The 14,978-nt window shown below is 54.7% G+C and carries 12 protein-coding genes; 9 read left to right on the forward strand and 3 right to left on the reverse strand.

Going from position 1 to position 14,978, the window contains the following annotated elements:
- The first annotated feature begins 76 nt into the window (after nucleotides 1–76).
- From ACR0M9_RS05295 to ACR0M9_RS05335, 9 genes are all read left to right on the forward strand, one after another.
- Nucleotides 77–1,564 carry a glycosyltransferase family 4 protein gene (locus tag ACR0M9_RS05295; RefSeq protein WP_480486888.1) on the forward strand — a complete coding sequence of 496 codons (1,488 nt, stop codon included), beginning with the start codon at nucleotides 77–79 and terminating at the stop codon, nucleotides 1,562–1,564.
- 240 nt (nucleotides 1,565–1,804) lie between these two features.
- On the forward strand, nucleotides 1,805–2,842 hold the full coding sequence (gmd, locus tag ACR0M9_RS05300) for a GDP-mannose 4,6-dehydratase (protein WP_480486890.1): 1,038 nt from the start codon (nucleotides 1,805–1,807) through the stop codon (nucleotides 2,840–2,842).
- Nucleotides 2,842–3,735, forward strand: a complete 894-nt coding sequence (locus ACR0M9_RS05305; RefSeq protein WP_480773025.1) for an NAD-dependent epimerase/dehydratase family protein — start codon at nucleotides 2,842–2,844, stop codon at nucleotides 3,733–3,735. The genes gmd and ACR0M9_RS05305 overlap by 1 nt, the downstream gene beginning before the upstream one ends.
- A 384-nt stretch (nucleotides 3,736–4,119) precedes the next feature.
- Nucleotides 4,120–6,135 carry an FkbM family methyltransferase gene (locus tag ACR0M9_RS05310; RefSeq protein WP_480773026.1) on the forward strand — a complete coding sequence of 672 codons (2,016 nt, stop codon included), beginning with the start codon at nucleotides 4,120–4,122 and terminating at the stop codon, nucleotides 6,133–6,135.
- Between the two features lie 34 nt (nucleotides 6,136–6,169).
- On the forward strand, nucleotides 6,170–7,168 hold the full coding sequence (locus ACR0M9_RS05315; RefSeq protein WP_480482564.1) for a hypothetical protein: 999 nt from the start codon (nucleotides 6,170–6,172) through the stop codon (nucleotides 7,166–7,168).
- A 539-nt stretch (nucleotides 7,169–7,707) separates the two neighbouring features.
- Entirely contained in the window at nucleotides 7,708–8,505 is a 798-nt protein-coding gene (locus ACR0M9_RS05320) for an inositol monophosphatase family protein (RefSeq protein ID WP_480482562.1), read from the forward strand.
- Nucleotides 8,506–8,509: 4 nt separating this feature from the next.
- Nucleotides 8,510–10,204: a Na/Pi cotransporter family protein gene (locus ACR0M9_RS05325; protein ID WP_480773027.1), complete on the forward strand. Its 1,695-nt coding sequence runs from the start codon at nucleotides 8,510–8,512 to the stop codon at nucleotides 10,202–10,204.
- A 154-nt stretch (nucleotides 10,205–10,358) separates the two neighbouring features.
- The gene (locus tag ACR0M9_RS05330; protein ID WP_267364713.1) at nucleotides 10,359–11,459 is read left to right on the forward strand and encodes an alpha/beta hydrolase; all 1,101 of its coding nucleotides are present in this window, start codon (nucleotides 10,359–10,361) and stop codon (nucleotides 11,457–11,459) included.
- Complete coding sequence (locus tag ACR0M9_RS05335; RefSeq protein ID WP_480773028.1) at nucleotides 11,456–12,676, forward strand: MFS transporter; 1,221 nt, start codon at nucleotides 11,456–11,458, stop codon at nucleotides 12,674–12,676. Before ACR0M9_RS05330 ends, ACR0M9_RS05335 begins: the two co-directional genes overlap by 4 nt.
- Here the strand turns inward: ACR0M9_RS05335 and ACR0M9_RS05340 are convergent.
- From ACR0M9_RS05340 to ACR0M9_RS05350, 3 genes are read right to left on the reverse strand one after another with little or no spacing between them, the layout of a single operon-like run.
- A complete protein-coding gene (locus ACR0M9_RS05340; protein ID WP_480773029.1) occupies nucleotides 12,673–13,260 on the reverse strand; it encodes a Smr/MutS family protein in 588 nt (195 codons plus the stop codon). The two genes, ACR0M9_RS05335 and ACR0M9_RS05340, sit on opposite strands and share 4 nt — an antisense overlap.
- Complete coding sequence (gene mltA / locus ACR0M9_RS05345) at nucleotides 13,260–14,300, reverse strand: murein transglycosylase A (protein WP_480474401.1); 1,041 nt, start codon at nucleotides 14,298–14,300, stop codon at nucleotides 13,260–13,262. The genes ACR0M9_RS05340 and mltA overlap by 1 nt, the downstream gene beginning before the upstream one ends.
- A complete protein-coding gene (locus ACR0M9_RS05350) occupies nucleotides 14,297–14,959 on the reverse strand; it encodes a Tim44/TimA family putative adaptor protein (protein WP_209506870.1) in 663 nt (220 codons plus the stop codon). The genes mltA and ACR0M9_RS05350 overlap by 4 nt, the downstream gene beginning before the upstream one ends.
- Between the last annotated feature and the right edge of the window lie 19 nt (nucleotides 14,960–14,978).

The raw sequence follows: 14,978 nt of genomic DNA on the forward strand, positions 1-14,978 counted from the left end.
TACACTTCGGTATTACTGCGAAACAATCCAAGAAGATGAGACCACTTCATCTGGCAGACTGCATGGAGAGTAAGCTATGAACGCCCCTACGTTTAACCAAGATGGCAAAAAAGTATTCTTCGATATCTCAGGACTAATCGACTATATCAAAAAAGTTGATCGCTACTCAGGCATTCAGCGTGTTGTTGTTGAGTTGATCTCTGAGTTTTCTAAACTAAGCGATCCAAAGCTTGTTTACCTTTGTTGGTGCGATGCAAACTCCGGTGTTCAGCGCTGTTTGCTTCTGGAGGAAATGGGTCGAGAAACCCTTACGTCGCCAGCTAAGCTGCGGCAGATTTTCTATCCTTGGAAATCCGCGCGCTCAAATCTTCCAATGTTGGACGGGTACCGGAACCGCCCTGCAAAGTATTTCTTCCACCGCACCAAATTGGATGTGATGAGCTTTCTCCGAAGAGAGTCCGTATTTCGAAAAAAGGACATGTCATCAGAGATGTGGCGCGCGGCCCGGCGGAAGAAAGCACCAGTCGAAACCTCGGGGTCTCGCCGAACCGAGCAACCTTTGTTCGATGTGGCAATAGAAGGTGACCATCTTGTGCTTCTGGACAGCAGTTGGCTGGCGCGCCACACTCAGGCGTTCAAAAAGGCGAAAGCGAATGGGATGGAAGTACATTCGCTGGTGTACGATCTGATCCCTATCGTGGCACCACAGTTTACAGCTGGAAGCATGCCTTATGTATTTTATGACTGGCTTTTAGACAGTCGGGAGTACACAAGCCGCTACATGACAATCTCTGAGGCGACCCGGCAGGATCTTTTACGCTTTTTTCAAGCACACGATATCCAGAGAAATGCGACCGCTGTTCCCTTGGCGCAGGCGGGGTTGTCCAAGATTGGGCTCGAAGACGAGAATGCCCAGAAACAAGGGCCCGTGTCTTCGCGGATTTCGTTCGACGCTTTCCCCCATCTTGAAGACGCCAGCCAGCTAAGTGTCCACCTGCGGAAAATTATTGGTGAGCCTTATGCGCTTTGTGTTGGTACGGTCGAACCACGCAAGAATATCTGGCGCACCGCGATGGCGTGGAAGTACCTTGTTGATCAGGGCCATGTTGATCTGCCTAAGCTTGTGTTTGCCGGCCGCAAAGGCTGGCTTACAGACGAGTTCGATAACCTATTGGAGGGGACAGGCGATATATACGGCTATGTAAGCATGGTTGACGGACCAACAGATGAGGAGCTTGGCGTCCTTTACAAGAACTGCCAGTTCGTGCTGATGCCGAGTGTTTACGAGGGATGGGGCCTGCCCGTGGGCGAGGCGTTGGCCTACGGAAAAACGGCCGTAGTCGCCCAGAATAGCTCGCTCGTCGAAGTAGGAATGGATCTTGTTGAATATTGTGATGCAATGAGCGTCCAAAGCATCGGCGAGGCCGTCTTAAGGCTCAATAACGCTGCCCACCGTTCAGAACTGGAAGAAAAAATCAAAACCGCGCCACTGCGCAGTTGGTCAGATGTGGCTCGGGATATGGGGCGGGCAATGTACGCACCCAAAAAAACCGATGCATATTGACGTCTTTCACGACTTATCGCAGGCCCAATCTTTCATCAGAAAGTCCGCGCTCTTGGTTCTAAGCTTGGGTTCGCAGGTTTCAATTCCAATACAGAGCTTTGAATTGGCCAGTTTTGTAGCCCTTGCGCGTGAAATAATACTAAAGCGGTCTTGCACACACTACTAAGTTGACAAAAAAGCACTGCTCATGTCGGCCAGGATTTTCCGACAGGCAAAAGACAAAACAGAAAGGGATTAAGAGTGACAAAAACTGCTATCGTCACAGGTATCACAGGACAGGATGGTGCCTATCTCGCTCAGCTGTTGCTGAACAAGGGTTATAACGTCGTGGGGACCTTCCGTCGGGTTGTTTCCACGAATTTCTGGCGCATTGAAGAGCTTGGTATTCGTAACCATCCCAATCTGGATCTGTCGGAACTCGACCTGACTGACATGGGGACAATGATCCGGCTTATTCAGAAGGTGGAACCGGATGAGATCTATAACTTGGCGGCTCAAAGCTTTGTGGGCGTCTCGTTTGAACAACCGCACACAACCGCACAGATCACCGGCGTTGGCGCACTTTATTTGCTGGAAGCTATCAGAATAGTGAACCCCAAAATCCGGTTCTACCAGGCTTCCACTTCCGAAATGTTCGGCAAGGTTCAGGAAGTACCGCAGCGCGAGACGACTCCGTTCTGGCCGCGCAGCCCCTACGGTGTTGCCAAACTATACGCGCATTGGATGACCATCAATTATCGAGAAAGCTACGATATATTCGGCAGCTCAGGCATTCTGTTCAACCACGAAAGCCCTTTGCGAGGGTTGGAGTTCGTAACACGCAAAATCACTGACGCGGTTGCCAAAATCAAACTGGGTCAACTTGATTGCCTTGAGCTGGGCAATCTTGACGCAAAGCGCGATTGGGGGTTTGCCCGGGACTACGTGGATGGCATGTGGCGTATGCTGCAAGCTGATGAACCCGATACATTTGTACTGGCGACCGGTCGCACCGAGACAGTGCGGGATTTTGTCGCCATGGCTTTCAAGAGCGCGGGTATCGAGCTGCGTTTTGAAGGTGAAGGTGAGAAAGAAGTGGCGGTGGACGCCGAAGGCAGCCGCGTTCTTGTGAGGATTAGCCCCAAATTCTATCGCCCTGCTGAAGTGGATTTGCTGATTGGCGACGCGAGCAAGGCAAAACAAGAGCTTGGTTGGGAGGCGACAACATCTTTGGAGGAACTCTGCCAGATGATGGTTGAGGCGGATCTTGCACGTAACGAAAAGGGTGTGTCCTTTTGATGCCGGCACCCCGAGTTCTGATTACCGGACGCTATGGCTTTACCGGACACTATGCCGCAATAGAGCTTGCAGAAGCAGGGTGGGACGTTTGGGGCATCGGAACAAATCCGGCCCCCAAGCCTGATTCCCAATATCTGGAAGCAGATTTGACAGATTCATCGGGTCTAGAGCAGGTCATTACCCATGTCGCTCCGGACGCGGTGCTGCATTTGGCAGGGGTCGCATTTGTGGCACACGGAACCGCCGAGAGCTTTTATCAGGTCAATCTGATGGGGACGCGGTGCTTACTAGAAGCGCTTGCCAACACCGGACATGGCCGCAAAGCCGTCGTTCTGGCCAGTAGCGCGAATATCTATGGTAACGCCGCCGTGCCATCCATAGGGGAATCTACCCCCCCGGCACCTGTTAACGATTACGCGGTTTCAAAACTTGCAATGGAGCATATGGCCCGGCTGTATAACGACCGTCTTCCTGTCGTTATTGCCCGACCATTCAATTATACCGGTCTTGGCCAGGACCCCAAGTTTCTTGTTCCCAAGATCGTTTCTCATTTCCGGCGTAAGCAGCCACAGATAGAATTGGGAAACCTGGATGTCGCGCGGGACTTTTCCGATGTACGCGATGTTGCGCGAGTGTACAGGTTGCTTCTGGAAAACGCACCCGAAGGTGAAACCGTGAACATCTGCTCCGGTAAAGCAACCGCGCTGGCGGAGATTCTGGACATGTGTCGAACCATAACCGGCCATGAGATCGAGGTGGTGTCTAATCCTGCCTTTATGCGCGCACAAGAAATCAAGGTTCTGATGGGCGATCCCACACTTCTGGAAAACCTGATCCCGATCGGCATCCGTCACACTCTGGAAGAGACGCTGAAATGGATGCTGAAGGAGTGACCTGAAGCATCTCGATTGCCGCCGCCAGAGGTTCTTGGCAGAACAATCGGCCGTAGCATCCGGATACCATCGCCAACGGGATCGTATATGAACTGCAGGAAAAGGTGATTGGATCTCTGATTCACATCACCGTTTATGGCCGTCTATTTTCTGATCCAGAACGGCTTGGGGTCAGAGTGATATCAGATTACGGGTGTTTTGATCCTTCGCCGATCACACCTAAGCTGGCAGATCCTCTGACCTAATACGTAACGCGAAGGAACGCGTGATTTCCGAGCCAGAAACGGGATGACCTCTGTCCTGACTTGTACTAACAATCAGGTAAATATCCGAGAAAAGCGCGATCATCTCGGACAAAACTATGCAAATGTGAAAGTACGGAGTATGACTGACACCTTCTATCGCGATTTCGAGGCACGATTTCGTGGCGATCCTTCTCTTATTCGGGAGCGTTTGCGAGTATACCAGCCCTTCCTGTCGCCACTCGCCGCTCAGAAAGGGGACGCACAGGCGCTTGATCTGGGATGCGGTCGAGGTGAATGGCTGGAAATTCTGGAAGAGGCTGGCCTGAGTGCACGTGGCGTCGATATCGAAAAGGGGATGCTTGATATCGCTCACCAAAAAGGTCTGGCGGTTGAACAGATGGAGGCGCTGCCGGCGTTGAAAGCGCTGCCAGACAACACGCTTGCCCTAGTGTCCGCATTTCATTTGATCGAGCATCTGCCTTTTGACGATATTCGCGAACTGGTAACAGAGGCGCACCGTGTTTTGCGCCCTGGTGGGCTTTTGATTTTGGAAACACCCAATCCGGAAAATCCACTTGTTAGCTTGGTCAATTTTCATCTTGACCCTACGCACTTGCGACCGCTGCCTCCGGGGTTAACCAGTTTTCTCACCGAGCATGTCGGGTTCGAGCGCAACGTGATTCTTCGTTTGCAGGGCAGTGAGCCAAGAGAGGAAACAGCTGCTCATTTGATCAGTCTTTTCACAGATGTTTCGCTTGATTATGCAGTGGTAGCACAGGTTGATGGACCAGAGATCGGTGCTCTGGATGAGGCGTTTTCGCTTCGAATTGGGATGGACCTGATCCAAGGTGTCTACCGGTTTGACAGAGCATTATCAGAGATTCACCGGGCGCTGGGCAACGTTCCACCTCTCGCCACGGAAGTGTCGAGCCTTCGCGATGATATCATGCAACTGCAAAGAGCGCACACAATGACCCAAGTTCAACCCAAGCGTGGAGCGCTTGAAAAAATGCTGTTCTGCACAACGAACGGGCGTCCAGTCCGGACATTGCGGAGGCTGCTCTTCCACGCGAGCGGTAAGCCGCGCGGGATATTTCGTAGGTGGGTATTGAATCACGACGGATCTCCTCGGCGCCAATTCCAGCAATGGATGGCAAGCCCGGAATATCTGGCGCTACACTGGCCGACGAGCCAACGCTTGAACGCAGCACCTAAATCCTCAGAAGACGATGGCAACGGGGCAACTTTCCTTTCAGGGGAGGCTGAAATCTCGACAACAAAATGGGCTTCACCCGAACCCTTCGTGCAAAACTCGGAACTCGTCATGTCGCGCGGTGCCGAAGGAGGGCACTGGATAACGCACCGAAATGATTCCGTGATTGGCGGGTCTCTTCGTCAGACTGGCCAGTTCCAGGAGCACGCCATTGATGATGTAATGCAGATTCTTGCCCAAAATGGGCATGAAATCGCGACGTCATGTTTCGTGGATATCGGAGCGAATATCGGCTCCCATTCGATCCATGCGGCACGGCGTGGTTTTGACCGCGTTATCGCTTTTGAACCAGACCCGCAAAACTTTCGACTTTTGCGCGCTAACACATTCCTGCATGAGGTAGATCACAAGGTGTCCTGCCACCAAATGGCAGTATCGGACAGAAACGGCACGATGCAGATGGAGCTCTCGCCTTCCAATTTCGGAGACCATCGCCTTCGCGTCTCAGGCGACATCGCGAATAATCTACATGATGAGGGCGATTGGATCCTTCAGGATGTGCCGGTTCGGACCTTTGACAGTTTAGTCGAGGATGGCCTGCTGCCTGAAGACGGGCCCGATTTGATTTGGATCGATACGCAAGGGCATGAAGGTCACGTGCTGGCCTGTGCAAAAAGAATGGCCACAATGCGTTGCCCGGTTGTGCTTGAGTTTTGGCCCTATGGTCTTGAGCGTTCCGGGGGTTACAAAATGTTACGCGACGCAATCGCATCACGCGACGATATCCGGGTCATTGATCTTGGCACATCTAACCCGAATAGCCTAAACCAGCTATCTCTTGATGCGCTTGATCAGATGTACGAGGCATTGCGGCAAGGCGAGTCCAAGGCCGGTTCTCCGCATACTGATCTTTTGCTGATGCCAAATCTTACAGGCTCTTGATACCATTGTTACAATTCAACTACGGAAACCTATCGTGAAACTGCGTCGGGTCTTATCGCGCTTCTTGCATTCTTCCGAAACGCTGCCTTTGTCTGCGCCGGCCCCGCAGATGACTGCAGCTCATCTCGCTGAAATTGCGGAGCGCCAGGAACGGTTACTGCTGGCCACTGGGCAGGTTGCTGCCCGGCAGGTTCAGGCGATGGAAAGGCTTGAATGTATCGCCGACGCAGAATTCCGCATCCATTCTCAATTCGGGGAAGATGGCATTATCGAATGGTTGGTCTCGCAACTGCCAAGCATACCACGCGTCTTTGTTGAGTTTGGAGTTGAAAACTATACCGAAGCGAATACGCGCTTTTTGGTGCGCCACAGGGGGTGGCGCGGTCTGATCATGGATGGGTCAGCCGCGAATATTGCGTATGTTCGGGCAGATCCAATCCACGTCTTCAATGACATAACGCCCGTTGAAGCCTTTATTACTGCGGAAAATATCGACACTCTGCTGATCGAGCACGATCTGTCGGGCGAAATTGGCATTCTTAGTGTCGATATTGACGGCAACGACTATTGGGTGCTGGATGCGATTAGCTCCGTATCTCCGGCGATACTGATTGTTGAATACAACGCGATCTTTGGTGATTTGCATAATCTGACTGTCCCTTACGATCCGGGCTTCGAACGTTTCTCGGCACATTATTCAGGCCAGTATTATGGTGCATCTCTGGGTGCGTTCAAAATGCTGGCCGCTGCGAAAGGGTATCAATTTGTCGGAACAAACTCGGCCGGCGTGAACGCATTTTTTGTACGTGATGACCTCGCCTCACATATCACATCAAAACTTGATACATTTCGCGCATGGCCATCCCGGCACCGGGACTCGCGGGATGAAAATATGGCAATGTCCTTTTTTCGCGGGCTCGATCGTGCAGAACTTATTTTGGATAAGCCTGTTATCGATCTGTCGTCGGGCAAGACGCTGACCCTCCGAGACCTGGGCCCGCTTTACAGTGATCACTGGATAAGCGAAATGTAGAGACCTTAGCCAACCTTGGAACCGCTGACCTTAATTCAGATAGCTGGATCGCGTTACCTAAAAGTGTATTCCATAACAATTCATTAGGTAGATTTCAGTGTATTTACTGTTTGGAGTCGGTCTTCGGAATCACGGCTTTCGGCGGTCGCGGTTTTGCTCAGCTCCGAAATGCTGCTAAAGGCGGCACGATGCCCGGAAACTTGTTTACTGGATAAGTTAAATCTTTGTCTTCAAGTGTGTAGGGGCCGGGACGTCCACAGGAGCTCACTCTTGTTTTCGTCACAACCCTCTGGCCTTTGGGTGCGCCTGTTTGCGTGTAGCCAGCCTTTGCCTGCATGTTCTGAGAATCGAATCATGTTTCAAAATCCACATACTTTTGTGAAAGCGTGGATATTTGGGTTTTTTTGTTTGAGTATTTGTTGATTTGTAGGATTATTGTGGGATGTGTTGAGATGAGATCGAGGCGAGACCGCCAAATGGTCGTTCCTGATTTGTAACCGCTCCGGGATCGCAATCATCGTTAAACAGGATAGAAACAAATGCTGAATCCAAAGACGTCACAGACCGATGAAAGCACCGACCTGCTGTCTCATGCGGTAAAGATAGCCGACTTGGCCAGCGAAGCAGCGCGGGGGTATTTTCGTGGCGCGCTGGGGGTTGAGTTCAAATCGGATGAAAGCCCGGTGACACAGGCCGACAAGGGTGTTGAAGCGCAGGTTCGCGCCTATCTTGGACAGCATTTTCCCGATCACGGCGTCTTTGGCGAAGAACATGGGTTCGAGGGTCAGGATTGTCGCGAGGTTTGGATCATCGACCCGATCGATGGAACCCGGTCATTCCTGTCCGGCCATCCGCTGTTTGGATTTCTGTTGGGGCATCTGGTTGACGGTAAACCGGATATCGGCGTGATCGGAATGCCGGCGATAAATGAAATTTTCACCGGCGTTGTTGGCCGGGGCGCCACGTTGAATGGCCGTGAGATCACGACTTCGGCCCAAACGCGGCTGGATCAGTCCATTCTTTTTGTAAACGAAGGGGACAAGATCTATCGCGATCATCCGGCGTTGTTCGACAGGCTGATGCAGTCTGGACAGACCAGACGGTTCGCCTATGATTGCTACCCCCATGCCCTGCTGGCGGCGGGCCATGTGGATGCTGTGATCGACTATGACCTTCAGCCCTATGACTACCTGCCAGTGATGGCCGTGGTAGAAGCTGCGGGTGGGGTGATGACAGATTGGCAGGGTCGGCCGCTTGACCTGAACTCCGACGGCCGGGTGATTTCCGCGGCAACACCCGAGCTGCACGGGGAAATGCTGGACTTGGTGAACGGGTAGGATCATGGCGATAGTAAGCTTTCTCATCAGCCTGGCCGGAGCCACGATGCTGCTGCTTTACGCAGTGCGGATGGTCCGCACAGGGATCGAGCGCAGCTATGGGGCTTCGTTCCAGCGCCTCATGACGGGCCAAAGCCATTACGCGCAGGCGTCAATGGTCGGCATTGTAATGGCGGTGGTTCTGCAAAGCTCGGCAGCGGTTGCCCTTTTGACATCGGGTTTTGCTGCTGGGGGGTTCCTGACCTTTCCCACCGGCCTTGCAATCGTGCTGGGCGCTGATCTCGGTTCGGCGCTGATCATTCAGGTTTTGTCGTTCCAGCTGGGTTGGCTGATACCGTTGCTTCTGGCGGTTGGTGGGTATCTGTTTGTCAAGACCGAGGCCAAGAAGCCCCGGCAATTGGGGCGCATCCTGATGGGGATTGCGTTCATCCTGATCTCATTGCGCTTTTTGCGCGAAGCCATGGACCCGATCCGGGACAGTGCTTTTTTGCCTGCCGTCGCCGAGTATCTGGCGCGCGACTATATTACAGCGTTTCTGGTCGGCGGCGCGCTGGCCTTTGTTATGCATTCCTCGGTCGCGGCGATCCTGATGTGTGTGACGCTGGTCCAGATCGGCGCAATCCCATTTGCTGCCGGGCTGTCGCTGGTATTGGGGGCCAATTTCGGTTCAGCTTTCATACCTGTTTGGCTGAGCAGGGGGATGGAAATGCCTGCCAGGCGCATACCCTTTGCCAACCTGGCCTTGCGCGGCAGCTGGGCGATAGTCACCCTTTTCGCAGCGACTGCGGCACTGCGTGCTGGTGTTCTGGGGGATTTGCAGGGCGGTCAGATGCTGGTCAATGCGCATCTGGCATTCAATGCCTCGTTGCTGTTGCTGGCGCTGCCGTTCTGCGGGCGATTGCGCGCGCCGTTCGAGCAGTTTTTTCCGGACCCGAAATCTGCGAACGCGCTGGCCCAGGCAGGTCGCCCGGCCAGCGCGCTGGATGTGCGCACCGCCGGCAGCCCCTCCCAGGCGCTGTCCAGCCTCAAGCGTGAACTGCTGCGGATGAGCGATCTGGTCGAGTCGATGTTCCGCCCGTCACTGGAATTGTACCGCAGCGGCGACAAGGACCAGATACGCGCCGTAAGGGACATGGACGAAAATGTGAACGACTGCCTGTCGGGTATTCGAAAATTCGTGGCCGCCATTCCCGAGGAGACATTCGGAAAGCAGAACGCAAAAGTGGCGCGCGACCTGATGGAATACGCAATCCGCCTGGAAACTGCGGGCGACGTTGTTGCCAAGCGGTTGACTGTTCTGGCGGGCGACATGCGGAAAAAGGGCGCTTCATTTTCAAAAGAGGGCTGGTCGGAACTGGTTGAGATGCACGAAGGCATCCTGGCCAACCTCAAACTGGCCTCAAACGTTCTGATCTCGGATGATCTGGAAAGCGCCCGCCTGCTGAGCCTTGAGAAAACCGAAATCAAACGGGCCGAGCGTGACAGCCGCAAACGCCACCTCAGACGTTTGCAGCATGGCAGTACGGAAAGCTTTGAAACCAGCGATATACACCTGGAAACCCTGCGCGCGTTCCGTGAATTTAACAGCCATATCGCTGCGGTGGCCTATCCGATCCTGTATCGGAACGGGCAATTGCTGGAAACCCGCCTGATCGAAGAAATGCCGCACAAGGAACAGGACGAGGATACGGAGGTCTAGGTCCAACAGCACCGGTAGAGATCGGTTTCGTACGGATGCGGTCTGTTACAGATTGTAACCGCTCGGGCCAGTTTCTGCCGCTTTTTCGCGTCGTCGTGCTGGACGCGGGATTAGAATAAGATAGCGTGTCGGCAATTGGTTCCGGGGGCTGTCCGTGCTGCGTTTCTTAATCTTCATTCTGTGTCCGGTCGTGCTGGCGGCATGTGTTGACCGGACTGTATCCGAAACGCTTCCATCAGCATTGGAAATCGGAACTCCCGAAACGGTTTTTGCGGCCACGACGCGTGCGCGCGAGCCCGATGGCGCGTATGGATTCCGCCGCGCAGAACGCCTGCAATTTCTGGAAACGACCGTGTCGATACCACCGGGCCGTTCACCGGGAAGCCTTAAATTTTCATACGCAAACCCTGACCCGAGAAAACAGTTCGTGCTGGCAGAGGTAGATCAGCTAAGCGGGCCGCAACAGCTGAAAGACAGGCTGAGTGGGGCCGAGGAAGTTACGATTTTTGTGCACGGCTATAACTCCACTCAGACAGAGACATTGTTCCGGGCCGCTCAGCTGTCGCATGATATCGGCATTCCCGGTCAAATCCTTGTCTATTCATGGCCCAGCCGCGCGACAGGCTATGGTTATGCCTATGATCTGGACAGTATGTTGTTTGCCCGTGATGGGCTGGAAGAAACCATTCGTCTACTCAAGTCCATGGGGGTCAAGCGAGTAGCCCTTGTGGCGCATTCAATGGGCGGCGCGCTGGCAATGGAGATGATACGGCAAACCGAACTGAAACAGCCGGGCTGGGCAAAGCGAAATCTGGAAGGCCTTATTCTGATATCGCCCGATCTGGATGTGGATGTTTTTCGGTCGCAGATGAACAGTATCAAAAATCCTCCTGATCCTTTTGTCCTGATGGTGTCCAAGAAAGACAAGGTCCTGAACGTCTCCGGCCGGTTGAGGGGAACCGCCGATGGTGAAAGGCTGGGCAATATCGGATCGGCCGAGAAGCTGTCAGATTATCCGATTGAAATCCTGGATACGACTGCCTTCAACAGCGATGCGGAATCCTCCCATTTTGTGGCTGCTACTTCTCCGGCCTTATTGACTATCCTCCGCTCTGTGCGCCGGGTCAGCGAAACATTTGGGCGCGATGACCGGCGCGGGATCGACATTCTCGTGCCGCCAAGCCAGCGCAATCCTGCTGGCGCCACAGAAATCGTGCTGACTGAAACCGGCCAGGCCCAGGTAAGTAATCCGTGACGCGGGTTTCCCTGCACCGATTTCTTGCGGACAACGCGACCTGGCTTGGGGCCGGCGTTCTGCTGACATTTCTGTCCAGTTTCGGGCAGACCTTTTTCATCTCGGTCTTTGCTGGTGAAATCCGCTCGGAATTTGGCCTCAGCCACGGCGCATGGGGTGGGCTGTACACGTTAGGCACGACCCTGTCCGCCGTCGCGATGATCTGGGCCGGAGGGTTGACGGATATCTTCCGCGTACGGGTTTTGGGCCCGGTTGTGCTGGCGGGACTGGCGTTGGCCGCGATTGCAATGGCGCTGAACACCTGGCTGCTGCTGTTGCCGTTGGTGATCTTTTTGTTGCGGTTATTTGGGCAGGGGATGAGCACGCATCTTGCCGTGGTCGCAATGGCGCGCTGGTTCACGGTTACGCGGGGCAAAGCGCTTTCCATAGCGTCCACCGGCTATGCGCTTGGCGAGGCGTTGCTGCCGCTGATCTTTGTTGGCGCCATGGTTTATCTGGATTGGCGTTGGCTGTGGGTTGCCGCGGCGGGCATCACGGCGCTGGGTATTCCGGTTCTGATGCGGCTGCTACGAGAAGAGAGAACTCCACAAAGCCTCGCCAACGCGTTTTCAGCATCGGGAATGCAGGGAAAACACTGGACCCGCCGGGACGCTCTGTTCCATCCACTTTTCTGGTTCATGGTGCCATCAGTGCTTGGGCCATCCGCATTTATCACCGCGTTTTTCTTTCATCAGGTTTATCTGGCTGATGTGAAGGGGTGGCAGCATATCCAGCTGGTGGCGCTATTTCCGATCTTTACCGGAATATCCCTGCTATCCATGTTTGCATCGGGCTGGGCGCTGGATAAATGGGGAACCGCCCGGATCATGCCCTACTATCAGCTTCCGATCGCACTTGGGTTCGTCATTCTGGGCACAACCAATTCAATCGGCGGCGCAACCCTTGGGCTGGTTTTCCTGGCTTTGACCGTTGGGGCAAACAGCACGTTGCCCAGCGCATTCTGGGCCGAATTCTACGGAACCCGACATATCGGTGCGATCAAGGCGATGGCCGCGGCTGTCATGGTTCTGGGATCGGCCATCGGCCCCGGCCTGACCGGCGTTCTGATTGACCTTGGCATTTCGCTGAACACACAGTTCATCTGGGTTGGGGTGTTTTTCGCGCTGGTTTGCGTTCTGGTCCGAACCGGCATTTCCCGCGCCCGTCGGGACTTTTAGCGCATTCGCCTGAGATAGACGTAATAAGCGCCGTCGCCGCCATGGCTGATATGCGCTGGCGTGATCTGCATCACCGCCTGCGCCAACGGCGGTATGGACAGCCAGTGCGGCACCTGATTGCGCAGAATGCCGCGCGGGGTGGGGATCGGGCCGGGTTCGTCGCGGTCCTTGCCTTTGCCGGTTACCACCAGAACCAGTCGCTTACCTTGTGCCTGTGCGCTCAGAATAAAGCGGATCAACGCAGGATGGGCCGTATCAACCCGCATACCGTGAAGATCCAGCTTGCCTTCGGGCTTTAGCTTACCGCGTTTCATCCGGCCAAAAGCTTTGATATCCATCTGAACAGGCGCGGCACGCAGCGCATCCGTCACCGATGGCTTCAGATCGTTTGGCTTTGGTTTCGGCTGAAGGTTCTGACCAAGCTCAAACACCTCAAACCGGGGTTTTGGTGTTTTTCTGGGTCTGGGCTTCGGCAGGGTGGTCGGATGGACACTCTGCGGACTGTCCGGATGCAGCCGCTCGGCCTGTTTGGTGACCTTGCGCCATAGCTCGATCTCGTCGGTTGTCAGTTTGCGCCGTGTCATCAGAATTCATCCGGCAACAGGGCATAGGCGCGCTGAATAGGCAGCAACAGAACCATCCGACCCGGATCTTTCAGCCTGCCCGCAGCCTGCCCGGCCTCTTCACCGGTTCCGAAAAAGATGTCGGCGCGCTGCGCGCCTTTGATGGCCGCGCCCGTGTCCTGCGCGATCATAAGCCGTCGCAACGGGTTTTCACCGTCCTTTTCCACCCAAACAGGTGCGCCCAACGGTGTATAGGCGGGGTCTGCCGCAATCGAGCGCATTGTTGTGATCGACCGGTTCATCGCCCCCAAAGGTCCAAATTCGGGGGCAACGCGTGAGACTTCGCGAAAGAAAACGTATGACGGGTTGTGAAACAGCAACTCGGCACCGGCCTCGGGGTTTTTGCGCACCCAGGCACGGATCATCTGGGCGCTGACCTCATGCGCACCCAGAACCCCGCGTCGCACCAGCTCAACACCAATCGACCGATAGGGGTGACCATTCGCACCACCATATCCAACCCGCAGCGCACCACCATCCGACAATCGAATACGGCCCGAGCCCTGAATTTGCAGAAAGAACAGCTCGACAGGGTCGTCGACCCAGGCGATCTCTAGCCCGCGGCCCTGCATCACATCACCGGTGAGGATGTCACGACGGCTCAGCCATGGTCCTTCGGCACGGGCTTCGGGCGGCATCTTGTAGATCGGGTATTTGAAACGGTCTGTCCGGGTGCGCGCGCCGTCAAGCTCGGGTTCAAAATAGCCGGTAAACAGGCCCTCTTTGTCATCCTCGACCAGAACAGGGCGGAAGAATAACTCGAAAAAGGCGCGGGCGGCATCCGGTTCATATGTTCTGGCCACACCACACAAGGCGCGCCAATCTGGATCATCCAGATCACCGCACGTGTTCAGAAAAACGGAAAGGGCCGCGCCGTGGTCGTCCTCGGCCCAGCCCTGCAGATCGTCAAACGACAGAATGGATCGCGTTGCCTCGGCTCCGGCAGCGCTGGCGGTGGTCATTGCGCCCACCAGTAAAAGCGACCGAAGCGTTGCAATCATGCGTCCGTGGCGACAAGCAGCCAGTTCGGATCGTCCTTGCCCATGACACGGGCAAAGGTCCAGCTGTCTTTCTGGCGCTTCACGGAATTCGGGTTGCCTTCGACGATATCGCCTCCGCGATCCCGAACGACCGAGGTCAGCTCCCCCACGAACTTCATTGTGATTTCGGCCTGGTTCGTATCCTTGTCGAATTTCACATCCGTCAGGGTGGTTTCCCGTACGCCAATGAATTCAGCCTCGATGGTCAGGCCCTGATCTTCGCGCGCTGCCACGACCGAAACGAAAGTCTCGAACACTTCTTCCGACAGGAAAGGCTGGATTTCATCCAGATTACCCCTTTCAAACCCCATCACAATCATCTCATACGCACCGCGCGCACCCTGAACGAACTCACTGACCGAAAAACCGGGCTCGACCCGTTTCATCGCAGCCAGTGTTTGCGCCTGTTCGCTGTCTTCGGCGACATGGTCGGTAATGTCATGATCCGGGCCGCCATCGATCACCTCGAAACCGCGGCGCGATTTATGGGCTTCAGGCTGTTGCTGCACAGGCGGTTTTTCAAATCCTTCACGCGTGCCCAATACGCTTTTGAGGCGTAGGATCAGGAAAATGGCAATTCCGGCCAGGACCAGGAGCTGGATCATAGGGTTGTCGCTCATTTCATTCTCTTTTCAACGC

The sequence above is a fragment of the Ruegeria sp. CH2 genome (assembly GCF_056537065.1).